Genomic DNA, 24001 nt, shown 5'->3' on the forward strand with positions numbered 1-24001 from the left:
ATGACCCTCGGATACACGACCGGTACCCCGCTGTCCGACACCGCCGCCCCGAGCGGCCCGATCGAAGAACGCTGGGACGAGCGCCGCTTCGCGGCCAAGCTGGTCAACCCGGCGAACCGGCGCAAGCACCGGGTGATCGTGGTGGGCACCGGGCTGGCCGGCGGCTCGGCCGGCGCGACGCTGGCCGAACAGGGCTACCACGTCGTCCAGTTCTGCTTCCAGGACTCCCCGCGGCGCGCGCACTCGGTGGCCGCGCAGGGCGGGATCAACGCGGCCAAGAACTACCGCAACGACGGCGACTCGGTGCGCCGGCTGTTCTACGACACGGTCAAGGGCGGCGACTTCCGCTCCCGCGAGTCCAACGTCTACCGGCTGGCCCAGGTCTCGACCCAGATCATCGACCAGTGCGTGGCGCAGGGCGTGCCGTTCGCCCGCGAGTACGGCGGCCTGCTCGACAACCGGTCCTTCGGCGGCGTCCAGGTCTCGCGCACCTTCTACGCCCGCGGCCAGACCGGGCAGCAGCTGCTGCTCGGCGCGTATCAGGCCCTTTCCCGGCAGATCGACGCCGGCAACGTGGAGCTGCACGCGCGCACCGAGATGCTCGACCTGATCGTGGTGGACGGGCGCGCCCGCGGCATCGTCGCCCGCGACCTGGTCACCGGGGAGGTCACCACCCACCTCGCCGACGCGGTCGTGCTCGCCACCGGCGGCTACGGCAACGTCTTCTACCTGAGTACGAACGCGAAGGGCTCCAACGCCTCCGCGATCTGGCGGGCGCACCGGCGCGGCGCGTTCCTGGCCAACCCCTGCTTCACCCAGATCCACCCGACCTGCATCCCGCGCACCGGCGAGCACCAGGGCAAGCTGACCCTGATGAGCGAGTCGCTGCGCAACGACGGACGTATCTGGGTCCCGGCCGCGCAGGGCGACACGCGCTCGCCGGAGCAGATCCCCGAGGACGAGCGGGACTACTACCTCGAGCGGCTCTACCCCTCCTTCGGCAACCTCGTCCCGCGCGACATCGCCTCGCGCGCGGCGAAGAACCAGTGCGACGAGGGGCGCGGCGTCGGCCCCGGCGGCCTCGGCGTCTACCTCGACTTCCGCGACGCGATCGCGCGGATGGGCCGGGCGGCGATCGAGGAGAAGTACGGCAACCTCTTCGACATGTACCAGCGGATCACCGCGGAGAACCCGTACGAGGTGCCGATGCGCATCTACCCGGCGATCCACTACACGATGGGCGGGCTGTGGGTCGACTACGACCTGCAGAGCAACGTGCCCGGCCTGTACGTGATCGGCGAGGCCAACTTCTCCGACCACGGCGCGAACCGGCTCGGCGCCTCGGCGCTGATGCAGGGACTGGCCGACGGCTACTTCGTGCTGCCCGCCACGCTCGCCGACTACCTCGCCCGCCACTCGCTCGAACCGGTGGACCCAGGCCACGAGGCGGTGCGGGCGGCCGAATCAGAGGTCGGCGACCGGCTGGCCAGGCTGCTCGCGGTCCGCGGCACCCGCACGGTGGACTCGTTCCACCGCGAGCTCGGCACGCTGCTGTGGGACCACTGCGGCATGGCCCGCACCGAGTCCGGACTGCGCAAGGCGCTGGAGCGGATCCCGCGGCTGCGCGAGGAGTTCTGGCGCGAGGTCCTGGTGCCGGGCACCGGAGAGCAGCTCAACCAGGAGCTCGAGAAGGCCAACCGGGTCGCCGACTTCCTGGAGTTCGCCGAACTGATGGTGCTTGACGCGCTGGTGCGCGAGGAGTCCTGCGGCGGCCACTTCCGCGAGGAGAGCCAGACCCCTGACGGCGAGGCGCGGCGCGACGACGAGCGCTTCTCGTACGTCTCGGCCTGGGAGTACACCGGCGTCGGCGAGGAGCCCGTACTGCACGCCGAAGCCCTCGAGTTCGACTACGTCCACCCGGTCCAACGGAGCTACGCATGAAGATCACGGTTCGGATCTGGCGGCAGGCCGGTCCGCAGGAGCAGGGCGCGCTGGTCGCCTACGACCTCGACGAGGTCAGCCCGGACATGTCCTTCCTGGAGATGCTCGACGTCCTCAACGAGCGGCTGATCCTGGGCGGGCAGGAGCCGGTCGCCTTCGACCACGACTGCCGCGAGGGCATCTGCGGCGCCTGCAGCACGGTCATCAACGGCCGTCCGCACGGCCCGGAGCAGACCACGACCTGCCAGCTGCACATGCGCAGCTTCTCCGACGGGGACGTCATCGACGTCGAACCCTGGCGCTCGCGGGCCTTCCCGGTGATCAAGGACCTGGTGGTGGACCGGGCCGCGCTGGACCGGATCGTGCAGGCCGGCGGCTACATCACCGCCCCCACCGGCACCGCCCCGGACGCACACGCCACCCCCGTGCCCAAGCCCGCGGCCGACACCGCCTTCGAGAACGCGACCTGCATCGGCTGCGGGGCCTGCGTGGCCGCGTGCCCGAACGGCTCGGCGATGCTCTTCACCAGCGCCAAGGCCGCCCACCTCAATGCCCTGCCGCAGGGGCAGCCCGAGCGCGAGTCCCGGGTGCTGAACATGGTCGCCGCCATGGACGCCGAGGGCTTCGGCGGCTGCACGAACACCGGCGAGTGCGTTGGCTCCTGCCCCAAGGGCATCCCGTTCCAGAGCATCGTCGACCTCAACCGCGACTTCCTGCGGGCCGCCCGGCGCAGGTGACGTCGCCTGCCGCAGGTGGCGTCGCCCGCGGCCGGTTCACCAGCCCCGGTTGCTGAACTTGCCGACGCGGGCGATCTCGTCGTCGTCGGCCTGGTGCACGGTGGCCAGGAGCGCGGGCAGGGCGGACCCGGGCAGCGGCTCGTTCGAATCCGGGTCGACGCTGAGGGCGACGAAGTAGCCGTGGTAGTCCTCGACGTCGATGACCGCCCCGTCATCGAGCACGTTCGCGATCGACCAGAGGTTCGGTGCGAGGCGGCTGCACTGCCCCGGCGCGGGCGAGCCGGACCCGACCGTCTTGCTCACCAGCGGCCCGATGACGGCGCAGGGGGTGGCCGAGGTGGCCCTGAACACGAACAGGTCGAGATCGTCAGGGCTGTAGTCCGGGGCGCCGAAAGCGGGCGGGCCGCCGGCCGAGTCGTAGGGCATCCAGATCACCGCGCCCGAACGGATGTACCCCTGGGCGGGCCGGCCGGGTGGGGCGTCGATCGCGAGGTACATCGAAGACGGCTCCCCGAGCTCGTAGCGCACCTGCTGGGCCAGCACGTGTCGCATGCCGATGAGCGTGGGCGGCCACAGCAACGCGATCACGGCCAGCGCGGCCCACGCCGCGCTGGCCTCGGCGGCCGTCGGCCGGGACCGGGTCAGCCGCGCCACCAGGGGATACGGCGCGCAGCAGATCAGGAAGCGAAGCAGGACGCTCGGCTCCCAAGGCCCTCCGCCGGCCGACAGGGTGAGCGCACGCGGAAGGACGAACAGCGCGCTCCCGCCGATAAGCAGGGCCGCCACCCGGACCGCGGTCTCGCCGCGCGACCAGGCCTGGTGCTGGCACGTGATCCAGACGAGCAGCACGTACACAAGGAGCAGCACCGGCACGGCGCCGTAGGCGGAGCGGCCCGGATGCCCGTGGTTGACCCCGACGGACAGCGCCATGCCGGCGACGGGCCCGAACGTGAGGCTGTCGACGAGCCAGGAACGTGCCGCCCGGCGTTGATCTTCGACCTCTGGCATACGGCGTGTACCTCCCGACCGACAGGACGCGCGCGGTGCCGGGGCGGGTTGCCGGGCCCCGGCCGGGGCGCGCGGCGAGCTCCGCCGAACGTCACAGGGCTCGATTTTCGGCCGTTTCCGGAGCCTGAGTGCCTATCCTTGAGGTCGTTCCACTAAATTAGACAGAATGCGTCTAGGAATCCTCGACGTCGGTTCGCAGGGCGCACATCTCGATGTGCTCCGGCTCCGGCCCGAACGCCCGGTGAAGCTGTTGGCCGTGGTCAAGCGCCCGACCGGGCTGGCCGCTGCCCTGGGCCCGGACGGCACGATCGCGCCGGACGGGGTCGAGCGCCTGGTCGCGGCGATCGGCAGCTCGGTGCGCGCCGCGCGGCGGTCCGGGCTGCACGAGGTGCTGGCCTTCGGCACCTCCTCCATCCGCGACGCGCCGAACCGCGAGGCCGTGATCGCGCGCGTGGCCGAGACCTGCGGGCTCCGGCTTGGCTTCCTGTCCGGCGAGGTCGACGCGCAGCTGACCTACCGCGGCGCCTGCGAGTGGGCCGGGCCTTCGATCCAGGGGCTGTTCGTCGCCGACATCGGCGGCGGCACGCTCGAGCTGGCCGCGGGCGACGCCCAGGGTCCGCGCTGGGCCGTCTCGCTCCCGCTCGGCGCCGGACTGCTCACCCGTACCCGGCTGCCGGGCGATCCGCCCAAGCCGCAGCACGTCGAACGCCTGCGGGTGCGCCTGGCCGGGGAGCTGGCCGCGGTCGCCGGGGACAAGCGCGCGCAGGTGCCCGCGGGCGCCCAGGTGCTGGCCACCTCCAAGACCCTGGCCCAGTTGGCGGCGCTGACCGGCGGGAGCGACGACGCCGGGCTCCCCGCGATCACCCGCCGGGCCCTGCGCAAGTACATCCCGCGGCTGGCCGGGATGTGCTGGGCCGAGCGGGCCCGGCTGGACGGCGTCTCGGTCGGCCGGGCCCCGCAGATCCTGGCCGGGGCGGTGCTGGCCGAGGCGGTGATGAACGCGTTCGGAATCAGTACCCTCACGGTGTGCCCGTGGGCGCTGCGCGAGGGCATCGCGCTGACCTACCGGCTGCACCTCGACGCGGACCACGGCGACCGGGTCGCGCGCGTGGCCCTCGGCCGGCCCCGGGTCGCGCGCCTGATCGACGCCCTCGACGCGCTGCACACGCCGCTGGAACGGGTGCACTGAGCTTCGCGCGACCGGGCCGAGTCGGGCCGAGCCGGTCGCGCGGGCCTCAGCCGCGGATCGCCTCGACCAGGCTCAGCCCGGCCAGCAGCAGCATCAGCACGCCGCACACGCGGGTGATCACCGTCATCGGCACCAGCTTGAGCAGGCCGCGCCCGCCCACGATGGCGAGGCCGGCCACCGCCCACAGGCCGGCCACCGCGCCGATGCCGACGGCGATCGGGTCGTGGTAGCGCGCGGCCAGGTTCGCGGTCAGGATCTGGGTCAGGTCGCCGAACTCGGCCACCAGGATCACGCCGAACGCGGTGGCTGCCACGCGCGTGAAGGTCGGCGCCGCGCCGTCCTTGAGGTCGATGTGCTCCTCCTCTTCCTCGCCGTGCCGCCCGCGCAGCATCAGCACCGCGCCGAGCAGGAAGAGCGCCGCGACCACGCTCTGCAGCAGCCGGTGCGGGAGCAGGGTGAGCAGGCTGCCCGCGGCGATCGCGAGGACGACGTGCACCACGAACGCGCCGGCCGCGCCGGTGAACACGTACGAGGGCCGGTAGCGGGTGCCGAGCACCAGGCTGGCCAGGGCCGTCTTGTCCGGCAGTTCGGCCAGGAAGACCAGGCCGAAGACGGTGGCGATCAGAGCGAGGCTCACGAGGGGGTTTCCTTCGGGGGCGGGCCGTACCGGACCGGCCCGCGAACAGGGGACGCCTCGGCACGGCAGCGGTCAAGGGCGCTGCGTGGTGCCGAAGGTCTCGCCCAGCGCCTCACGGCGCCCCCGGGGGCCGGGCCTCGCCCGAGGGCGGTTGGCCAGTATGTCGACGTCCCGGCGCGGGGCTACTCCCCTTCGCTCCCGCGATCGTAGCAGCAGCGCCGGATCGCGATCGAACCGGCGATCGAACCCGCGCGATCGAACCGGCCGGCGCGGGCCTACGTGCTACCAGGCGAAGGAGCCTACGGGCGGAATCGGACGGACTGCTGTGCCGCGCGGACACGCAGCGGATGCGCGGCGGGCGCGCGGTGTTCCAGTTCCAGCCAAGGGAGCCATCATGAATCGCCTTGTCCTCTTCGCTTTCGGCGCGGGCGCGCTCGGCGCCGTCGCCGCCGGCTGCGGCAGTTCCGGCAGTTCCTCGTCCTCCGGCACGACCTCGTCGGGCCAGGCGCAGACGACCAGCACCGTCGTGAAGACCGCGAGCACCCCGGTCGGCCAGGTGCTGACGGACGGCAACGGCCGGACCCTGTACCTGCTCAACACCGACACCGGGACCATGTCCACCTGCAACGGCTCGTGCGCGTCCACCTGGCCGCCGGACACCGTGAGCAGCAAGGCCACGGCCGCCGGCGGCGTGAACGCCTCCATGCTGGGCACTCTGACCCGCTCGGACCACACCACGCAGGTCACCTTCGACGGCCACCCGCTCTACTACTACTCGGGTGACTCGGCGGCCGGACAGGTCAACGGCCAGGGCGTCCAAGGGACCTGGTTCACCGTCAGTCCCTCCGGCAGCGCGGACATGACCAAGCCCGCGCCGAGCAGCTCCGGAGGATCCGGTGGCGGCTACGGCTACTGACCACCTGCGGGCCTGGGTGATGGCGGTTCTGGTGGCCGGGGCGGCCTTCGGCGCGATGCTGTTCGTCGGCCCCGGCACGACCGCCGAGTCCCCCGCCCCGCCGCGCAACCCCGCGGCCGCCTACCTGGCGATCGCGCAGGCGGGAAACAAGCGGCTGGACAAGGACTTCGACCGGCTGCGCGGCCCGGACCGGACCGATCTGCCCGCCGCCCGGAGCGACCTGCGCGACATCGCCGCCACGGAGCACCTGTTCGACGAGCGCCTGAGCGCGCTCACCCTGCCGCCGGGCCCGGAAGTCTCGGCCGGCACGGTGATCAGCGCGAACGAGGCCCGCGCCGCCCTGACCGGACAGGCGGCCGACAGCACCACCCCGGCCCAGCTCGCCGCCTACCAGCTGCGGCTGGCCGCGGCCAACGCCCCGGTGGAGCACGCCGTCAGGGACATCCGCGTCCAACTGCACCTGCCCGCCCCCGACACGAGCTGATCCGTCGGGCGCGCGCCGATCCGGCGCGGCAGCCGGTTCGTCAGGCCACTGTCTCGGTCGACGGCTGGCCGCTCACCTGATCGCGCAGGCCGAGGCGCAGGTGCTCGCTGTGGTAGACCGCCTCGTCCAGCAGCGCGGCCACGTGGTTGTCGTAGAGGGCGTAGACGGTGTTCTTACCCTGACGCGTCCCGGCGACCAGGCCCAGGTGGCGCAACAGCCGCAGCTGGTGCGAGACGGCGGACTGCTCCATGCCGATCTCGTGGGCCAGCTCGGTGACCGCGCACGCGCTGCGGCGCAGCCGGACCAGGATCAGCAGGCGGCTCGGTGTGGCCAGGGCCTGGAGCGTCTCGGCCACGGACGCGGCGGAGGCGGCGTCCAGGACCGCCTGCGGCGCGCGCTCACGCGGCGCGTTCTCCTGGCCGCCGGTCCCGGCGCTGACATGGCCCATGTCAGCAGCGTACCAGCAGTGTCGGCATGAAGACTTATTCATGTGTTCCGGTACAGTGGGCGGGTAGCTTCCCGAGACCGAGGATCCGCGATGCCCACCGATCTGACCCGCCTCCGGCCCGCCGCCCAGGCCGGACCCGCTGGACCTGCCAGCCCCGAGGAATCCGGCGCACCCGCCGGCGCCGAACCCGCCCGCCTGCGTGCGTCCGGCGTCCGGTCGTTGCCCGAGGTCCGCTGGGCCGCGCTGGCCACGGCGTTGTTCCTGGCCGGCCTGGCCGTGCACTACGCGCCGGGGCCCGGCTGGCCGGCTTGGCCGCTCTTCCTCGCCTGCTACGCGGCGGGCGGTTGGGAGCCCGGCCTGGCCGGGCTGCGCGCGCTGCGCGAGCGGACCCTGGACGTGGACCTGCTCATGGTGTTCGCGGCGCTCGGTGCGGCCGCGGTCGGGCAGGTGCTCGACGGCGGCCTGCTGATCGTCATCTTCGCCACCTCCGGCGCGCTCGAGGCCGTGGCCACCCACCGCACCGCCCAGGCCGTGCGCGGGCTGCTCGACCTCGCTCCGGAGCGTGCAGTGCGACTGGTGGGCCCGGAGGACGTGGAAGAGCTCGTCGATGCCGCGGATCTCGCGGTGGGCGAGGTGATCCTGGTCCGCCCGGGCGAGCGGTGCGCCGCGGACGGACGGGTGCTGTCCGGCGCGAGCGAGGTGGATCAGGCCACGATCACCGGCGAGCCGCTGCCGGCCGCGAAGCGCGAAGGCGACGGGGTGTTCGCCGGAACGCTCAACGGCACCGGCGTGCTGCGCGTGCGGGTGGAGCGCGAGGCCGCGCAGAGCGTGGTCGCCCGGATCGTGGCGATGGTCGAGGAGGCCTCGGAGACCAAGGCGCGCACGCAGCTGTTCATCGAGAAGGTGGAGCAGCGCTACTCGATCGGCATGGTCACCGCCACGCTGCTGCTTTTCGCGATCCCGATGCTCGCGGGCGCGGCGTTCCAGCCGAGCCTGCTGCGCGCGATGACCTTCATGATCGTGGCCTCGCCCTGCGCCGTCGTGCTCGCCACCATGCCGCCGCTGCTCGCCTCGATGGCCAACGCGGGCCGGCACGGAGTACTGGTCAAGTCGGCCGTCGTGATGGAGCGGCTCGGCTCCACCACGCGCGTCGCGTTCGACAAGACCGGCACCCTCACCGAGGGCACGCCGCGGCTGGCCCACATCAGGGTCCTGCCCGACGCCGCGCTGACCGAGCCGCGCATCCTCGCCCTCGCCGCCGCGGCGGAGATCCCGTCCGAACACCCGCTGGGCCGCGCCGTCGTGGACGCGGCGCGCGAGGCCGGGCACGTGCTCGCGCACCCCGAGCAGTTCGCCGCGATCCCCGGCCAGGGCGTGCGTGCCCGGGTCCAGGGCCACGACGTGGAGATCGGCAGCCCGGGCTGGCTGCTCGGCGAGGCCGCCGATCCGGCCGCCGGCGCAGCAGTCGACGCGGCCGAGGTCATCGCAGAACTCGAAGCATCGGGGCACACCGCCGCGCTGGTGCGTATCGACGGCGAGCCCGTCGCGGTACTGGGCGTCGCCGACCGCCTGCGCGCGGCCGCGGCCGGAGCCGTCGCCCGCATCACCGCCGTCACCGGCACCGCGCCGGTGCTGCTGACCGGGGACAACCGTCGCGCCGCCGACCTGCTCGCCGCCCAGGCCGGCATCCGGGACGTGCGCGCCGGACTGCTGCCGCAGGACAAGGTGGCGGCCGTGCGCGGGCTCGAGGCCGACGGGCAGCGGGTCCTGCTGGTGGGCGACGGCGTCAACGACGCCCCGGCGCTGGCCGCCGCGCACATCGGCGTCGCGATGGGCCGGGCGGGATCGGACCTGGCCCTGGACACCGCCGACGCCGTCGTCATGCGCGACGATCTCGCCACCGTCCCCGCCGTGATCAGCCTCTCCCGCCGGGCCCGCACGGTGGTGCGGGCGAACCTGGTGATCGCCTCCGTGATCATCCTCGGCCTCGTCGCCTGGGACCTGGCCGGGCACCTGCCGCTGCCGCTCGGCGTGCTGGGGCACGAGGGCTCCACCGTGATCGTCGGCCTCAACGGCCTGCGCCTGCTGCGCGCGTCCGCGTGGACCAGGGCGCTGGGCACCGCACCGCGCTGAGCCTGATTTCGCCGCCGGGTTCGGCTATCATGGCCGTCTCGGTGGTGGGGCTCACCGTTAACCGTCGCCACGCGCGGCCAACAGTCCCTACTCGCACCACGCATACACAGTGATGCACACACGGTGATGCAACGACGAGTAGGAGGAGTGTGCCGTGACGCAGCCCAGCACCGAGCAGGCGGCCGAGACCCCGGACGACGAGCGCCTCGGCGAGGCGTCCCCCTTCGAGGAACCGGGGCCCGACTCCCCGCCGCGCCGGGCCGCGCCCGCGCCGAAGGTACTGGCGGTGATCGCGCTCGGCGGCTTCGCCGGGGGAGTGGCCAGGTACGAGCTCGGCCTCGCCTTCCCGACCGCGCACGGGACCTTCCCGGCCACCACGTTCGGCATCAACGTCGCGGGGTCCTTCATCCTGGCGCTGCTGATGATCTTCGTGCTGGAGATCTGGCCGCCGACGACGTATATCAGGCCGCTGTTCGGCACCGGGTTCTGCGGCGCGTTCACCACCTTCTCCACCATGACGGTCGGCGCCGACCAGCTGTTCGCGGACGGGCGCACCGGCACCGCGCTCGGCTACCTGTTCGGCTCGCTCGCCGCGGGCCTGGGCGCGGCCAGCCTCGGGCTCACGATCGGCCGGTCGGTCCTCGCGGCCCGGCACCGGGCGCACGCCGAACAGGCCGAACACGCCGAACATCCCGAGCAGACCGAACACGCCGCCGCGACGCCGGCGACGGCCGAGGGGCAGGTGCGGGCCTGATGCTCTTCGTCCTCGTCGGCCTCGGCGCCTCCTTCGGCGCCATCGCCCGCTACCTGCTCGACCAGGCCGTCAGCCGCCGCCGGGCCTTCGCCTTCCCGTTCGGCACCTGGCTGATCAACATCACCGGCTCCTTCGTGCTCGGCCTGATGACCGGCCTCACCGCGCACCACGGCCTCGACACCCGGGTGCTCGCGGTCGTCGGCACCGGCATCTGCGGCGGCTACACCACGTTCTCCACCTTCAGCTACGAGACGCTGCGGGTGGCCGAGGACGGCTCGAGCGGCCTCGCCGTCGGCAACATCCTGGGCTCCTTCGCCTGCGGCCTTGGCGCCGCGGCCCTCGGCCTCGGCCTGGCCCTCGCGGTCTGAACAGGCCCGCCGGTTTTTTCCGGCACCGTGTCGGGATCGCGGTCCGGCGCTACCGCCGCGCACGGTACTCGTCCAGTCAGGATATAAGCACCCTGACCACCACCCGCATTTCGTGAGGACTTCTCGGCCGGTCGGCGGCGGATACGGGCCGGTAAAGAACTCCGCACAACGCGACGATACGCCCGCGTTCTTCGCCTAGCCTCGGCGCGGTTTTCCGAATCGGGTCCACCGACGGGTGGCCGCGGGTTCCACGAGGCGAGAGGCCGGACATGGCGCCGAAGATCCCCCACGTACCGCGACAGGCGAGCGTGCGACTGCGCCTGCCCCGGGCGCGCTCGATCCGCGCGAAACTCGCGCGCATCCTGGTGCTGTCACTGGCGATGGTGCTGATCCTGCTCGGCGCGGCCATGGACACCCAGATCCGCGCGTACGCCGCGGCGGTGGACACCACGCGCACGGTGGACCTCGTGGCCGACGTGCAGAACGTCATCCAACAGGCGCAGAAGGAACGCGGCCTCACGCTCGGCGAACTCGGCGGCTCGGCCACGCTCAAGGCCGAACTGCCGGCCCAGCGCACCGCCACGGACCAGGCGCTCACCCAGCTGCGCGCCCTGCTCGCCGCCGACCCGCCCGACGCGACCCAGGTCACCGCGGCGCTGGGCCTGCTCGACCAGCTGCCGAAGCAGCGCGCCACCGCGGACGCGGCCCAGGAGAACCAGGCCGCCGCGCTGACCTACTTCGCGAACGCGATCGCCGCGCTCAACGACCTCCCGCTTGGCCTCGACCAGTCGCAGGACCCGCAGATCAACACCGATCTCGAGGCCCTGTACGCGCTCGGGCACTTCAAGGAGTACAACGGGCGCGAGCGGGCCCTGCTGACCGGCGTGTTCTCCTCCGGCGGCTATCCGGCCGGGGAGTACCTGCAGCTGCTGCAGATCAAGGCGTCGCAGACGGCGTACCTGCTGCAGTATCAGGGCTATGCGACCACGGTGCAGGCCGGGCTGCTGAACGCGGTGCGCACCGGCGCCGCGGCCAAGCGGGTGGCCGCGATGGAGACGGTGGCCATGGCCGCCGGGCAGCGTCCGGGGCAGAACCTCACCGCCGCCGACCGGCTCAGGGCCGTGCCGCAGAACTGGTACAGCCAGATGACCACGTACATCACCGGCATGTGGGGTGTGCAGAAGACCCTCGACGCCGCGATCGAGGCGCGGGCCGCGCAGCTGCAGTCGCAGGCCCTCGAGCGGGTGGTCACCTTCGCCGCCTTCGCCCTGCTCGCCGCCGCGGCCGAGATCCTGCTCGCGCTCGGCGCGCTGCGCTCCATCATCGCCCCGCTCGGCCTGCTCGTGCGCGAGGCCGACGCGCTGGCCGGCAGCCGCCTGCCCGAGGCGGTGGCCGCCGTGGCCGAGGCCACCGAGGAGGAGCCGCGCCCCGCCCTGACCCCCGTCGCGGTCGATCCGCACGCGGGCACCGAGATCCACTCCGTGGCCGCCGCGCTCGGCCGGGTGCAGGAGTCCGCGATCGACCTGGCCACCGAGCAGGCCGCGCTGCGCCGCAACTCCAGCGACTCCCTGGTGAACCTGGCCCGGCGCAACCAGAACCTGGTGCGCCGTCAGCTCGGCTTCATCAGCAGGCTGGAACGCGACGAGCTCGAGCCGACAGCGCTGGCCAACCTGTTCGAACTCGACCATCTGGCCACCCGCATGCGCCGTAACGCCGAATCCCTGCTCGTCCTCGTCGGCGAGGGCGCCCCGCGCCGCTGGGCCGAGCCGGTCCCGGCCAGCGACGTGGTCCGTGCCGCGCTCGCCGAGGTGGAGGACTACCGCCGGGTCACCCTGCGCCGCCTGGACGAGGCCCGGATCGCCGGCGGCGCCGTCGCCGAACTCGCGCACCTGCTCGCCGAACTGCTGGAGAACGCGCTCACCTTCTCGCCGCCGGACAGCGAGGTGGAGATCCTCGGCCGGGTCTCCGGCAAGGGCTACCTGATCGCCGTGATCGACTACGGGCGCGGCATGACCGCGGAGCAGATGGACCGGGCCAACCGGCGGCTGCGCGGGCAGGAGCGCTACGACGTCGCCCCCACCCGCTTCCTCGGCCACTACGTGGTCGGCCGGCTCGCCCAGCGCCTCGGCGCCCAGGTCCAGGTCGGCGACTCGCCCACCACCGGCGTGACCGCCAGGATCCTGATTCCGTCCGAACTGGTCAGCGGGGTGGGCATCGACGCGCCGCTCACCGGTTCCGGCCAGGGAGCCCCGGTGTCGGCCGCCGAGGCGTTCCCGGCCGTCGGCTCGAGCAAGACCCTGGCCGCCGACGGACTGTTCGCCGACGCCCCGGCCCCCGCGCCCGGACCCGCGTCCGCCGCGCCGATCCCGGGCCAGCGCCCGCAGCCGGCCCACGCCGCACCGCGTCCGGCCGGGGCCGCGCCGACCCCCGCCACCGCCACCCAGACCCGCAACGGCCTGGCCAAGCGCGCGGCCAGGGGCGAGGCCGAACGCGCCGCGGCCCGGGCCCAGGCCCCGCAGCCCGAACTGCCCGCCTGGCGCTCCCCTGAGGACGTCAAGGCCCGGCTGACCGCGTTCAGCGGCGGCTACCGGCGCGGGGCCACGGGCACCGACACCCGCGGCGGCGCGGTCCCGGACGGCGAGGCCGCCGCGGCGCAGGCCACCGCATCAGCATCCGCATCCCCTCTCGGCATGGAGAAGTAGACACGTGAGCACCAACCTGGACACCACGGCCCACACCTTCGACTGGGTGCTCGCGGACTTCGTCCGGCAGACCGACGCCGTGCGCGACGCGGTGGCCGTGTCCGCGGACGGACTGCTGATCGCCATGAGCACCGGGCTCAGCCGGGACGAGGCCGACCACCTCGCCGCGCTCGTCTCCGGCCTGAGCAGCCTGGCCAAGGGCGCGGCCCGCCGCTACGACATGGGCGGGATGAAGCTGCTCATGGTGGAGATGTACCGCGGCTTCCTGCTGGTCTCCTCGTTCGCCGAGGGCGGCTGCGTCGGCGTGCTGGCCGAGGAGGACGGCGACCTCGGCCTGATCGGCTACGGCATCGCGGTGCTGGCCGACCGGGCCGGGGACATCCTGACCCCGGCCACCATCGCCGAACTGCGCGCCGCGCTGCCGGCCTCCTAGAGCGGGGCCGCGACGTGGACGACAGACTGCCGGATCCGCGGATGATCCCGAAGTGGGCCGCCGCGCCCGCCGAGCCCGACCCCGGTCCGGGCCGGCGCCGCGGCACCGAGGCGCCGGAGCCGGCCGGACAGCAGGCCGACGACGTGGACGACCCGCTGGTGCGGCCCTTCATCGTGACCGGCGGCCGCACCACCCCGCTCAGCGACGACCTGCGGCTCGAGACGCTGGTGAGCGCGCTGCCGGCGCTGCTGACCGCGCCGCTGGCCTTCGAGTCCCGCCGGATCGCAGAACTCTGCCAGCGCCCGACCTCGCTGGCCGAGATCTCCGCGTCCCTGGCCGTCCCCACCGGCGTGGCGAAGGTGCTGGTCGCCGACCTGGTGGCGGCCCGAGCGGTGATCTGCCACGAGCCCGCGCGCACCAGCCGCGCCACCATCGAGAGGATCAGGGATCTTGTCAAGGCACTCTGACGGCCCGGCCGGTCTGGACACCGCCGCGCGGCCGTGGACGCCGCAGCCGTACGCGCCCTACCGCTCCTGCGCCCGCGACGCGGGCCGGGTGGACGGGGCCACCTCGGTGAAGATCGTGATCGGCGGCGGCTTCGGCGTCGGGAAGACCACCTTCATCGGCGCCATCTCCGAGATCGACCCGCTGACCACCGAGGCCACCATCACCGAGGCCGCGGTCGGAGTGGACCTGGACGCGCGCGGCGGCATGCTCAACCCGGACAAGACCACCACCACGGTCGCGCTCGACTTCGGCCGGCTCACCCTGGATCCGAGCATCGTGCTCTACCTGTTCGGCACGCCGGGCCAGGACCGCTTCTCCTTCCTCTGGGACGACCTGGTCGAGGGCGCCATCGGCGCGGTCGTGCTGGTGGACACCCGCAACATCGGGGCCTGCTTCCCGGCGATCGACTACTTCGAGGACCGCTCGGTGCCGTTCCTGATCGCGGTCAACGACTTCTCCGACGCCCGGGTCTACGACCGCGACGAGATCCGCGAGGCCCTCGGCGTGCACGACGCCGTCCCGCTGATCACCTGCGACGCCCGGCTGCGCACCTCGGTCAAGGACGTGCTGGTGGCGCTGATGGACGAGATCCTGCTGCAGTACGACCGGCGCTGACGGCCGCTCGGCCGGGGCCCGGGCCGCGCGGCGGCGTAGGATGCGGGCTTATGGAGCTGAGCGTCGGCCTGGCGCTGGGGGAGCGCTACCGGCTGGTCGAGCGGATCGGGCGCGGCGGCTACGGCGAGGTCTACCGGGCCAGGGACGAGAGCCTGGACCGGGCCGTCGCCGTCAAGGTGCTGCGAGCGCCGGAGTTCGCCGAACAGCGCATCGCCGCCGAGTTCTTCGCCCGGTTCGACCGGGAGGCGCGGGTGATGGCCTCGCTGCGCCACCCCAACATCGTCACCGTGCACGACCGCGGCGCGCACGAGGACGCCCCGTACGTCGTGATGGAACTGCTGGCCGGCCCCGACCTCGGCACGCTGCAGCGCTCCGAGGTGGTGCTGCCGATCGGCCGGGTGCTCGACTACGGCGTGCAGACCGCGGCGGCGGTCGAGTACCTGCACCAGCGCGCCGAACCGGTGGTGCACCGGGATCTCAAGCCCTCCAACCTCGTCCTGGACGGGGAGACGGTCAAGGTCTGCGACTTCGGCATCGCCGCGGTGCTCGAACCCGACCTGACCAAGATCACCCGTTCCGGCGCGATGGTCGGCACGCCGGTCTACGCCGCCCCGGAACAGTGTCGGGGCGAGGACGCCGCCCCGACCTGGGACGTGTTCTCCTTCGGCACCGTGCTCTACGCGATGCTGGCCGGCGGCTCCCCGTTCGCCGGACAGGGCGGCTGGGACGTGGCCGCCTACCGGGTGCAGTACGAGCAGGCCACGCCGATCGCCGAGGTGCGCCGGGACGTGCCCGCGCCGCTGGCCGCGCTGATCGAGGCCATGATGGACAAGTCCGGGGACGCCCGTCCCCGGGTGTCCGAGGTGCGCCGGTCCCTGACCGAGCTGCGTTCGGGCGAAAGCCAGGCCGTCACCCGCCCCGAGCCGCTGGATGCCGAGCCCACGCCGCCGACGCTGGCCAAGGCGCAGTTGCAGGCGGCCGAGCAGCTGCTGAACCTGGGCCGGTACGCCGAGGCAGACCGGGGATTCGCCGCCGTCGGCCGCAGCCTGGACGCCGCCGGCTACGCCCGGGACACCGCCCGCTTCGCCGCCGAGTTCGGCCGGGTGCGGGCCGGCTACGCCCGCGGCGAGGGCGTCAGCTGCGCGCTGCGCCTGGTGCGGCTGCTCGAACAGGCCGAGCAGGCGCTGGGACCGCACGACGAACTGGTCCGGGCGCTGCGCCGGTTCCAGCAGGCGCGCAGCTGAGCGGGCCGGGCACGGTCCGGTCAGGACTCACTGGTTGTTCATCGGCTGCGCCCAGACCCGCGCGTACGCCGAGACGATGCCGTTCGTGGTGTCCACGCTCTGGATCTGCACCAGCGCCGGCCGGGAGTCGAGGGACTTGACGCAGATCAGGGCATTGTCCGGGGCGACCAGGCCCTGCTCGCTCGAGCCGTTGATCAGGGAGGCGCACTGGGCGCGGCTCGGCACTCCGGAGCCGGTCCACGGCGCCATCCCCCAGGAGGCGGCGAAGTTGTAGCCCGAGGACGAGTTGGAGCTGTCCACGTAGGACAGGTCCGAGTACATGGGCGAGGTGTTCGGCGGGATGTCGTCGAAGCTCACCCCGTTCTTGCCGAACGTGATCGAACCCTGCCACTGGATCGTGTCGCTGCCCGCGTTCGGCAGCGCGGATCCGGTGCCCAGCGCCTCGCCCGTGCCGACCTGCGGCCCGGTGGCGAGCGTCGCCGGCGTCGAGGATCCGTCCGTCGCCACCGGACCTGAGCCGGCGGGCGAGGAGATCGACGGGGTCGGCGTGCCGGGGCCCGAATCGGCCGTGTTCCCGTTGCCGGGCGAGCGGAACACGGCCAGGGCGGCCACCGCCCCGATCAGCACGCCGAACGCGAGCGTGATCGCGCCCACCTTCAGCCGCGCGCCGAGCGGGCGGGCGGCCGCGGGCAGCTGCCGGGTCCCGGTGGCGAACCCGCCCGGCGGCATCGGCACGGTCGGCTGCGGTACCGGCGGCGGCGGGGCGGCGAGCGCGGCGATCGCGTTCGTGCGCGCCACGATCGTCTGCGCCAGCACCGGCGGCAGCCAGCCCGCCCCCGTCGCCCCGGCGTTCGTCGCCTCCGCCGCGGTGACCTGGGTAGCTCGCAGAATCGCGGCGGTGTCCGGCCGTGCGGCCGGATCCTTGGCCAGGCAGGCGCCGATCAGCTGGGCCAGCTCGGGCGGCGCGCCGGTCAGGTCGGGCGCCTCCTGCACGATGCGGAAGATCACCGCGAGATCCTCGCCCTCGCCGAACGCGGCCCGCCCGGTCGCGGCGAAGTAGGCGAGCGCGCCGAGCGCGAACACGTCCAGCGCCGGCGTCGCCGGCATGCCGCGGATCTGCTCCGGCGCCATGTACTGCGGCGAGCCGACCCGCTTGCCGGTCAGCGACGCGGTGGTCGCGTCGGCCGCGCGGGCGATGCCGAAGTCGATCACCCGCGGCCCGTCCGCGGCCAGGATCACGTTGGCGGGCTTGAGATCCCGGTGGATCAGCCCGGCCGCGTGGATCGCGTCGAGCGCCTGGGCGATCCCGGCCACCAGCAGCCTTACCGAGGCCACCGGCAGCGGCCCGTGCAGGCGGACCGCCTCGAGCAGCGAGGGCCCCGGAATGTACGCCGTCGCCAGCCACGGCGTGGCCGCGGTCGGGTCGGCGTCCAGCAGCTGGGCGATGTGGATCCCGTTGACCTGCTGGGCCGCGCGCGCCTCCTGGGCGAACCGGCGGCGGAACTCCGGGTCCGCCGAGAACTCCGCGCGCACCACCTTCAGCGCCACCGGCCGCCCGCCCGGCAGGAAGGAGAGGAACACCTGGCCCATCCCGCCCGCGCCGAGCCGCGCGTAGAGCTGGTAGCGGCCCACCTCGGTCGGTGCCCCCGGCTCGAGCTGTGAGAAGCCTTCGAACGGCGCGGTCACGGCCCCCCACCCCTTGTATCTGACGGCTCGTTGGATTTCCGGACGCGGGATGTGCGTGGCCAAGTATGGCAGCCCGGGCACGGGAGCGGTGCCCGGGCGGACGGCCTCAGGCGGCTGTGCGAGAATCGTGCGGCCGCAGGTCAACGATCACAGTGAGGGAGCGCGGACATGAGAGTCCTGGTCACCGGTGGAGCGGGTTTCATCGGCTCGAACTACGTTCTGCAGACTCTCGCGGAACAGTCCGAGGCCCACGTCACGGTCCTCGACTCGCTGAACTACGCGGCCAACCGCGCGAGCCTGGACCCCGTGGCCGACCGCATCGAGTTCGTCGTGGGCTCGACCGCGGACGCCGCGGTGACCGAAGAGCTGGTCGCCCGCGCCGACGTCGTGGTCAACTTCGCCGCCGAGAGCCACAACGACAATTCGCTCAACGACCCGACGCCGTTCCTGCAGTCGAACGTGATCGGGACCTGGAACCTGCTCGAGGCCGTGCGCCGGCACGACGTCCGGCTGCACCACATCTCCACCGACGAGGTGTTCGGCGACCTCGCGCTCGACGATCCGGCCCGATTCACCGAGGAGACCCGTTACCGCCCCTCGAGCCCCTACTCGGCCACGAAGGCGAGCGCCGACCACCTGGTGCGCGCGTGGGCGCGCTCGTTCGGGATCCGCGCGACGATCTCCAACTGCTCGAACAACTACGGCCCGCGCCAGCACGTGGAGAAGTTCATCCCGCGCCAGATCACGAACATCCTGGACGGCGTGCGGCCCAAGCTGTACGGCGCGGGCACGAACGTGCGCGACTGGATCCACGTGGAGGACCACAACAGCGCGGTGCAGGCGATCATCGAGAAGGGCACCGTCGGCGAGACCTACCTGATCGGTGCCGAGTGCGAGGTCGACAACCTCACCATCGTGCGCGCGCTGCTGCGGGTGACGGGCAAGCCCGAAGACTGGTTCGACTTCGTCTCGGACCGCCCCGGCCACGACGTGCGCTACGCCATCGACCCGTCCAAGATCACCGACGAGCTGGGCTGGAGCCCGCGCTACCAGGACCTCGAGGCCGGCCTCGAGGCGACCGTGGCCTGGTACAGCGACCACCGCGACTGGTGGACGAGCGCGAAGCACGCCACCGAAGAGGTGTACGCGCAGATCGGCAGGTGACCCGGCGGCTCCGAACCGGGCTGGAGGCCGGCGCGTCACGGTTCCGGGCTAGGGCTGGAACCGGTAGCCGAGACCGGCCTCGGTGATCAACTGCTGAGGCCGGGCGGGCGTCGGCTCGAGCTTCTTGCGCAGCTTGGCCATGTAGAACCGCAGCGAACCGGTCTCCTTCGTGTACGCCGCCCCCCACACGTCCTGGAGCAGCTTCACGGTGGGCACGACCCGGCCGGGGTTGCGCACCAGCACCTCGAGCACGGCCCACTCGGTCTTGGTCAGGTGCACGGTCGGCGGCGCCGTGACCGGTGCCTCCTCGGCGCGCACCACGGTCTTGGCGACCATGTCCACGACGTGGTTGCCCACGATCACCTCGTGCGCGACGGTGCGCTGCTCCTCCGCCCGGCGCAGCAGGGCCCTGATCCGGGCCATGAGCTCCTCCATCGCGAACGGCTTCGAGACGAAGTCGTCCGCGCCCGCGTCGAGTGTGGCCACCTGCTCGTGCGGCTCGGCCAGCCCGGACAGCACCAGGATCGGCACCTTGGTCCACCCGCGCAGGCCCCGGATGACGGTGAGCCCGCTCATGTCCCGCAGCACGATGTCGAGCAGGATCAGGTCGGGCGCGTGCCGAGCGGCGGCGGCCAGCGCGTCGCGCCCGTCGGTCGCCATCACGACCTCGTAGTGCCGGGCCGCCAGGTTGATGCGCAACGCGTTCAGCAGGTGCGGCTCGTCGTCGACGATGAGAACCCTGGGCATCGGGGTACTCCTTCTTCCCTTCGCTTCGAGAGTGGACTCCGGCCGCACCGCGGCAGACCCCGACCCGCCGCCCTCACGGCGGCGGGGCCGGGGCTTGCTCTCGGGCACCGACAAGGTTTGGGTCTATCAGATCTGCGGTGCGGTCTGATGAGTGGAGTGGTTACGAAGTAGGCCGCAGTGTGTTCGAACGGCCTGCTCACCGGGCGGCATGCTGATCGACTTTTGAGATTCGTATACAGATGGTTCCGTGAGATGCGTCGGCCGGGCCGCGCCCGTCAGGGCGCGGCCCGGCCGTGGTGAATTGCGGCGCCGACAGGTCGCTACAGGGTCAAGCGTTCGCCGAAGTGCAGGACGAGCTGGTTCAGGGCCATCTTCCAGTTGTTCACGCGCTTGGCGGGGTCGGAGCGCTTGGGCCAGCCGCCGTGGCCTCTGACCACGAGGTAGACGACCTTCCTGGCGGCGGTCTCGTTCGGGAAGTGGCCGTGGCGGGTGACGGCCGAACGCACCCTGGCGTTGAAGGATTCGATCATGTTTGTCGTGTAGATCATTTTGCGGACCTCGCGGGGCAGGTCGAAGAACGCGATCATCCCGGCCCACGCGTCGCGTACCGACGCGACGGCGGCCGGGTAGAGCGGGCTGAACTCGGCGGCGAACTCGGAAAGGCGCATCTCGGCGGCCTCAAGGGTTGCGGCGTCATAAACGGTGCGCAGCCCGGCTGCGACCTTGGCCATCTGGTTGGCCGGGACGTAGCGCAGCGCGGCGCGGGTGATGTGCACGACGCACCGCTGGACCTTGGCCTGGGGCCAGGTGCCCTCGATGGCCTGGTCCAGGCCGGTCAGTCCGTCGCAGCAGACGATCAAAGCGTCGCGCACGCCCCTGTTCTTGACCTCCCCGAGTACCTGGGCCCAGTAGGAGGCGGCCTCGCCGCCGGTGCCGGCCCAGATCCCGAGGATCTCGCGCGCCCCGTCCATGGTGATGCCGATCACCAGGTATATCGGGCGGGAGGCGACCGCGCCGTCTCTGACCTTGACATGGATACAGTCCACGAACAGGACCGGGTAGATCGAGTCAAGCGGGCGGTTGTGCCAGTCCTTGAGCTCCTCGAGCACGGCGTCGGTGACCGCGGAGATCAGCTCGGTGGAGACCTCGGTGTGGTAGAAGTCGGCCAGGTGCGCCTGGGTCTCGCCCATCGTCAGGCCCTTCGCGTACAGGTCCAGGACCTGCCGGTCGAACCCGTCCAGGCGCCTGGCGCCCTTGGGCAGGATCGTCGGCTCGTACGTGCCGGCCCGGTCACGCGGCATCTGAACCTCGATCGCCCCGGCCTCAGTGATCACCGTGCGTCGGCGGGTGCCGTTGCGCCGGTTACCCGACCCGTCCACCTCATCCGCATGCCACCCCGCGCCCAGGTGGTGCTCGAGCTCGGCGCGCCCGGCCGTCTCCAACAAGGACTTGGTCAGTCTCCCGAGCACCCCCTCGGGCCCGGTCAGCTCCAGCCCCTCGCGCAGCGCCCGCTCGAGGAGCAGCTGCGCGATCCGGTCCAGGTCACCCTGCAGACCGCCCCCGCCGTACATCTCCATCGACTCGCGCCGCTTCTTACGCTCCGCCGGGCTCTCCTTGCCCACAGGCACAGGAGGCAGAGGAGAGGGAAACGTCTTCGCCATGCCGACAGCCGCCTTTCTGACACACAGTCACCAGCACCTATCAACCAGCATGCGACGACCCCCACACAACGCAATCGAACACCAGATAACGCCAGACCTCCGCCACCCAACGATCACAGGTTGGACCGCACCGCGAATCTGATAGACCCCGACCAGAAATACCCCAGCACCAACACCACCACCACGACATTCCAAACCGGTGCCACCTCGTAAATCAAAGGATTAACGCACCACAGCCGTCGTCCCCGGAACCCGCAGGTAAGCGGGCCGGGGACGACGGCTGTGGTGCGGTGTGGCGCCTACCTGGCGACGTCGCTCGTCTGCTCGCGCTGGCCGGGCAGCAGGACGCCCGCATCAGCAGCCTCGGCCTCAGCGGCCGCAGCGGAAGCCGCCTCCTGGGCGAGTTCGGCTTCGAGGCGTTCGCCCTCGATGTCGGCGTCGGGGACGAGGCGGGCGAACCAGCGGGGGTGGTACCAGATCTTGTCGCCGACGATGGCCATGACCGCGGGGACCAGGGCGAGCCGGACCACGAAGGCGTCCACGAGCACGCCGACGGCGAAGCTGAAGCCGATCGACTTGATCATCGGGTCGCTGGCGAACAGGAACGAGGCGAAGATCGAGGCCATGATCAGCGCCGCCGCGGTGACCACCCGGGCGGACTGGCCGGTGCCGTGGATCGCGGCCTCGCGGGCGTTGCCGGTGCGGGTGTAGTGCTCCTTGATCCGCGAGACCACGAAGATCTCGTAGTCGCTGGACAGGCCGAACATGATGGCCAGCAGGATCACCGGCAGGAAGCTGAGTGTCTGGGTCGGGGCGATGCCCAGCAGCTGCTTGCCCCAGCCCCACTGGAACACCGCGACCTGTGCGCCGAGGGCGGCTCCCGCGGAGAGCAGGAAGCCCAGGATGGACTTGAGCGGGACCAGGATGGTGCGGAAGGCGAAGGTCAGCAGCAGGAACGCCAGCACCACGACGGTGCCCAGGAAGATCGGCAGGGCCTGGGAGAGCTTGGCCGAGACGTCGATGTCGGTGGCGGTCTGGCCGCCCACCAGGATCTGCGCGCCGGTGGCCGAGGCTATCGCGCCCGAGTCGTCCCGGATGGTGTGCACCAGGTTTGCCGTGGCGGCGTCGTTCGGCCCGGTGGAGGGCACCACCGAGATGACCGCGATGCCGTTGGTGACGGCCGCGACCTTCGCGGAGACCACGCCGTCGACCTTGGCCAGGGTCGAGGCGACCTCGGCGGCGGTGGCGGGCTTGGTCACGTCCTGGGCCACCACGGTCAGGGTGCCGTTGTAGCCGGCCCCGAAGTGCTCGGTGGTCAGGTCGTAGGCGACGCGGGAGGTGTCCGTGGTGGGACGGGCGTCGGCCCCCGGCAGCCCGAGGTCCATCTTGCTGAAGGGCAGGGCCACCAGGCCGAGGATCAGCACGCCGAGGATGAGCACCGGCCAGCGGCGGCGCACCACCCAGTTCGCCCAGCGCGTTCCGGTGAGCTTCTCCGGCTCGCGCACCGCCGTCGTCGTGGCGGTGCGGGCGCGGCGCAGCAGCGGCAGGCGGCTGTAGCGGGTGATGCGGTTCCCGGAGAAGCCGATCAGCGCGGGCAGCAGGGTGAGCGCGACCAGCAGGGCGAGGCCGACGGTGGCCGCGGCGGTCAGGCCCATGACGGTCAGGAACGGGATGCCGACGACGGACATGCCGCACAGCGCGATCATCACGCTGAGGCCGGCGAAGACCACCGAGGATCCGGCGGTGCCGGCGGCCCGGCCCACGGCCTCCTCGGGGGAGTGTCCGGCCGCGGTGTTGGTGCGGGTCCTGGACAGGATGAACAGCGCGTAGTCGATCGCGCAGGAGAGCCCCAGCATGGTCGCGACCGAGGTCGAGGCGGAGGCGATGTCGGTGAACGCCGCGAGGATCGTGACGCCCATCATCGAGATGACCACGCCGGCGATGGCGGTGACCAGCGGCATGCCGCCGACCAGGAGCGAGCCGAAGGTCAGCACGAGTACGACGAGGGCGATGATGACGCCGATGGCCTCGCTGTTGACCGCTGCGGCCTGCGGGTAGACCGCGCCGCTGAAGGCGACCTGGACGCCGGCCTGCTGCGCGTCGTGCGCGGCGGTCTCGAGGCCGTCGACGGTGGTGGACTTCACGTCGCCTGGGCCGGTGACGCTGTAGGTGACGGTGGCCAGGGCCACCTTCTGGTCCGGGGAGACCGTGCCCGTGGCGTAGGGGTCGGAGACGGACACGACCTGAGGCAGGGCCTTGAGTTCCTTGAGCGTCGCCTCCACCCCGGCCTTGTGCGCGGCCGTGGTCACGGTCCCGTTCTCGTCCGCGAACACCACCTGGGTCGTCGTGCCGGACGCGGCGGGCAGCTTCTGCTCGAGCACCGTGACGGCCTGCTGGGACTGCGTCCCGGGGATGGTCAGGGAGTCGGTGGTCTTGCCGCCGAGGGCGCTGGCGAGCACCACGGCGAGGATGACGAGCGCGCCCCAGGCGGACAGGGTGGTCCACCGGTGCCGGTAGCACCACCGGGCCAGGCGGTAGAGATAACGGGACATGGGCTCCCCAGAGTCACGGGCAGGAGATCCGGCGGCGCGAGGCGCTCGACAACGGACTGCATTAATGCCCACGAT

The 24001-nt window shown here is 72.3% G+C and carries 21 protein-coding genes; 14 read left to right on the forward strand and 7 right to left on the reverse strand.

Translation table 11 applies throughout. The annotated features are described in order from the left end of the window. Nucleotides 1-1941 (forward strand): fumarate reductase/succinate dehydrogenase flavoprotein subunit, encoded by a 1941-nt coding sequence (locus tag KDL01_RS11420; protein ID WP_212528398.1) that lies wholly within the window; start codon nucleotides 1-3, stop codon nucleotides 1939-1941. Further along, on the forward strand, nucleotides 1938-2678 hold the full coding sequence (locus tag KDL01_RS11425; RefSeq protein WP_212528399.1) for a succinate dehydrogenase/fumarate reductase iron-sulfur subunit: 741 nt from the start codon (nucleotides 1938-1940) through the stop codon (nucleotides 2676-2678). Before KDL01_RS11420 ends, KDL01_RS11425 begins: the two co-directional genes overlap by 4 nt. Before the next feature lie 36 nt (nucleotides 2679-2714). Here the strand turns inward: KDL01_RS11425 and KDL01_RS11430 are convergent, their stop codons facing one another. Then, entirely contained in the window at nucleotides 2715-3686 is a 972-nt protein-coding gene (locus KDL01_RS11430; RefSeq protein ID WP_212528400.1) for a hypothetical protein, read from the reverse strand. Nucleotides 3687-3852: 166 nt separating this feature from the next. Between KDL01_RS11430 and KDL01_RS11435 the strand changes: the two genes are divergently transcribed. After that, a complete protein-coding gene (locus KDL01_RS11435) occupies nucleotides 3853-4875 on the forward strand; it encodes a Ppx/GppA phosphatase family protein (RefSeq protein ID WP_212528401.1) in 1023 nt (340 codons plus the stop codon). A 46-nt stretch (nucleotides 4876-4921) separates the two neighbouring features. Here the strand turns inward: KDL01_RS11435 and KDL01_RS11440 are convergent, their stop codons facing one another. Then, nucleotides 4922-5512 (reverse strand): TMEM165/GDT1 family protein, encoded by a 591-nt coding sequence (locus tag KDL01_RS11440; protein WP_212528402.1) that lies wholly within the window; start codon nucleotides 5510-5512, stop codon nucleotides 4922-4924. A gap of 394 nt (nucleotides 5513-5906) precedes the next feature. On the opposite strand from KDL01_RS11440, the gene KDL01_RS11445 reads away from it, so the two are divergent. Then, nucleotides 5907-6428: a COG4315 family predicted lipoprotein gene (locus KDL01_RS11445; RefSeq protein WP_212528403.1), complete on the forward strand. Its 522-nt coding sequence runs from the start codon at nucleotides 5907-5909 to the stop codon at nucleotides 6426-6428. Then, on the forward strand, nucleotides 6409-6912 hold the full coding sequence (locus tag KDL01_RS11450) for a hypothetical protein (RefSeq protein ID WP_212528404.1): 504 nt from the start codon (nucleotides 6409-6411) through the stop codon (nucleotides 6910-6912). The genes KDL01_RS11445 and KDL01_RS11450 overlap by 20 nt, the downstream gene beginning before the upstream one ends. A gap of 40 nt (nucleotides 6913-6952) precedes the next feature. Here the strand turns inward: KDL01_RS11450 and KDL01_RS11455 are convergent, their stop codons facing one another. Next, the gene (locus tag KDL01_RS11455; RefSeq protein ID WP_212528405.1) at nucleotides 6953-7360 is read right to left on the reverse strand and encodes an ArsR/SmtB family transcription factor; all 408 of its coding nucleotides are present in this window, start codon (nucleotides 7358-7360) and stop codon (nucleotides 6953-6955) included. Nucleotides 7361-7450: 90 nt separating this feature from the next. Between KDL01_RS11455 and KDL01_RS11460 the strand changes: the two genes are divergently transcribed. From KDL01_RS11460 to KDL01_RS11495, 8 genes are all read left to right on the forward strand, one after another. Continuing rightward, nucleotides 7451-9493 carry a heavy metal translocating P-type ATPase gene (locus KDL01_RS11460; protein ID WP_212528406.1) on the forward strand — a complete coding sequence of 681 codons (2043 nt, stop codon included), beginning with the start codon at nucleotides 7451-7453 and terminating at the stop codon, nucleotides 9491-9493. Nucleotides 9494-9647: 154 nt separating this feature from the next. After that, nucleotides 9648-10247, forward strand: a complete 600-nt coding sequence (locus tag KDL01_RS11465; protein WP_212528407.1) for a fluoride efflux transporter FluC — start codon at nucleotides 9648-9650, stop codon at nucleotides 10245-10247. Next, entirely contained in the window at nucleotides 10247-10615 is a 369-nt protein-coding gene (crcB, locus tag KDL01_RS11470; RefSeq protein ID WP_212528408.1) for a fluoride efflux transporter CrcB, read from the forward strand. The genes KDL01_RS11465 and crcB overlap by 1 nt, the downstream gene beginning before the upstream one ends. 269 nt (nucleotides 10616-10884) lie before the next feature. Beyond that, on the forward strand, nucleotides 10885-13317 hold the full coding sequence (locus KDL01_RS11475; protein ID WP_212528409.1) for a sensor histidine kinase: 2433 nt from the start codon (nucleotides 10885-10887) through the stop codon (nucleotides 13315-13317). A 4-nt stretch (nucleotides 13318-13321) separates the two neighbouring features. Further along, nucleotides 13322-13750, forward strand: coding sequence for a roadblock/LC7 domain-containing protein (locus tag KDL01_RS11480; protein ID WP_307846248.1), 429 nt, complete (start codon nucleotides 13322-13324; stop codon nucleotides 13748-13750). A 14-nt stretch (nucleotides 13751-13764) separates the two neighbouring features. After that, on the forward strand, nucleotides 13765-14217 hold the full coding sequence (locus tag KDL01_RS11485) for a DUF742 domain-containing protein (protein ID WP_212528410.1): 453 nt from the start codon (nucleotides 13765-13767) through the stop codon (nucleotides 14215-14217). A 106-nt stretch (nucleotides 14218-14323) separates the two neighbouring features. Next, on the forward strand, nucleotides 14324-14872 hold the full coding sequence (locus tag KDL01_RS11490) for a GTP-binding protein (protein WP_368861550.1): 549 nt from the start codon (nucleotides 14324-14326) through the stop codon (nucleotides 14870-14872). 50 nt (nucleotides 14873-14922) lie between these two features. Beyond that, complete coding sequence (locus KDL01_RS11495) at nucleotides 14923-16116, forward strand: serine/threonine-protein kinase (protein ID WP_212528411.1); 1194 nt, start codon at nucleotides 14923-14925, stop codon at nucleotides 16114-16116. A gap of 27 nt (nucleotides 16117-16143) precedes the next feature. Here KDL01_RS11495 and KDL01_RS11500 read toward each other — a convergent pair whose 3' ends face one another. Beyond that, nucleotides 16144-17802 carry a serine/threonine-protein kinase gene (locus KDL01_RS11500; RefSeq protein ID WP_212528412.1) on the reverse strand — a complete coding sequence of 553 codons (1659 nt, stop codon included), beginning with the start codon at nucleotides 17800-17802 and terminating at the stop codon, nucleotides 16144-16146. A gap of 168 nt (nucleotides 17803-17970) precedes the next feature. On the opposite strand from KDL01_RS11500, the gene rfbB reads away from it, so the two are divergent. Continuing rightward, the gene (gene rfbB / locus KDL01_RS11505; RefSeq protein ID WP_212528413.1) at nucleotides 17971-18966 is read left to right on the forward strand and encodes a dTDP-glucose 4,6-dehydratase; all 996 of its coding nucleotides are present in this window, start codon (nucleotides 17971-17973) and stop codon (nucleotides 18964-18966) included. A gap of 48 nt (nucleotides 18967-19014) precedes the next feature. Here rfbB and KDL01_RS11510 read toward each other — a convergent pair whose 3' ends face one another. The 3 genes from KDL01_RS11510 to KDL01_RS11520 all read right to left on the reverse strand — a co-directional run bounded on the left by KDL01_RS11510 (nucleotide 19015) and on the right by KDL01_RS11520 (nucleotide 23926). Further along, complete coding sequence (locus KDL01_RS11510; RefSeq protein ID WP_212528414.1) at nucleotides 19015-19713, reverse strand: response regulator transcription factor; 699 nt, start codon at nucleotides 19711-19713, stop codon at nucleotides 19015-19017. Between the two features lie 320 nt (nucleotides 19714-20033). After that, nucleotides 20034-21290, reverse strand: a complete 1257-nt coding sequence (locus KDL01_RS11515; protein WP_438801957.1) for an IS256 family transposase — start codon at nucleotides 21288-21290, stop codon at nucleotides 20034-20036. 383 nt (nucleotides 21291-21673) lie between these two features. Continuing rightward, a complete protein-coding gene (locus KDL01_RS11520; RefSeq protein ID WP_212528416.1) occupies nucleotides 21674-23926 on the reverse strand; it encodes an MMPL family transporter in 2253 nt (750 codons plus the stop codon). Nucleotides 23927-24001 lie beyond the last annotated feature (75 nt).

It is taken from the genome of Actinospica durhamensis, assembly GCF_018139695.1.
In the GTDB taxonomy this organism is placed as follows: Bacteria; Actinomycetota; Actinomycetes; order Streptomycetales; family Catenulisporaceae; genus Actinospica; species Actinospica durhamensis.